The organism is Winogradskyella immobilis (assembly GCF_021887715.1).
Classification (GTDB): domain Bacteria; phylum Bacteroidota; class Bacteroidia; order Flavobacteriales; family Flavobacteriaceae; genus Winogradskyella; species Winogradskyella immobilis.
Window position 1 is genome coordinate 1 of record NZ_JAIQXX010000055.1, and the last position, 959, is coordinate 959.

The 959-nt window shown below is 28.9% G+C and carries 1 protein-coding gene; it reads right to left on the minus strand.

Translation table 11 applies throughout. The features are described 5' to 3' along the window. Positions 1–135 precede the first annotated feature (135 nt). Positions 136–924 (minus strand): hypothetical protein, encoded by a 789-nt coding sequence (locus K8Z87_RS13795; RefSeq protein ID WP_227478162.1) that lies wholly within the window; start codon positions 922–924, stop codon positions 136–138. Positions 925–959: the final 35 nt, after the last annotated feature.

Genomic DNA, 959 nt, shown 5'->3' on the forward strand with positions numbered 1-959 from the left:
AACGTTTATGTATAAGGTTAGTTGCGTGTTTCAAGCACTAAAGTTAGCAAATAAATCACAGATAGAAAGTCCGCGAGGACTTTCGTAAATAGGCTAGAACTAGCAATTAATTTTATACGGTGTTGTGTGTAGTTGTTATTCCGTTTTTATAAATTTATTAAAATTCGCAAAATCTGTTTCAAAGTAGCAATGCGAAAATAATTCGTCTGTTAAATAAATCTGCTTTGTACTAAAAGAGTATTTTCCGCCTTTTATTTTATGTTCAGTTCTTATTCCTCCAATTATTTTATACTTACTGTATTTTGTGTAAATCTGAAATTGAACGATATTTTTTTCTTTATAAGGTGCGATGTGTAAAATCAATTTGGTGTCATCTTTTTGGTCATCTTTAAATTCCATTTTTGACTTAATTAATGAAAAAGCCTCCTTTTCGGATTTGTATTGTACGCTTACAGTAGTTTCCAAGTCAATTTCTATAAGATTGATTTTGTTGTCCTCAATTGTAGAAATTTTTTCCCATTCAGATTTTTTGAAAACATAAGCCAAATAAGAAGTGTAATTATTCCAATCTTCCTCAATAGATGAGTAAGTGTAAAATCCGTCTTTATATTTTTTGATAAGAATATAGTATTCCTCTCCTTTAAAAGTCAAATCTCTTAATTGGTATGATTTAAAATTGTCAGAACCTAAACTATATTTTTCATAGTTTATCAGTTGTTTAAATTCAGACGATAAATATGCAGGAATTGTATTTGTCAGAGATTGCCATTCTTCTTCAGGATTTAAAACCCAACCTTTCGCAGATGTTAATTGTCCGATTATTGAATTTGAAATTTCAGGCTTTGGTTTTGCATTTCTCTCCTGTCCGAATGACAAGTTTGAAATTAATAGAATTATTATTAAAAAGTAAAATGTTTTTCTCATAGTTCGATTTTTTCTTCAATTACACACAACGTGTT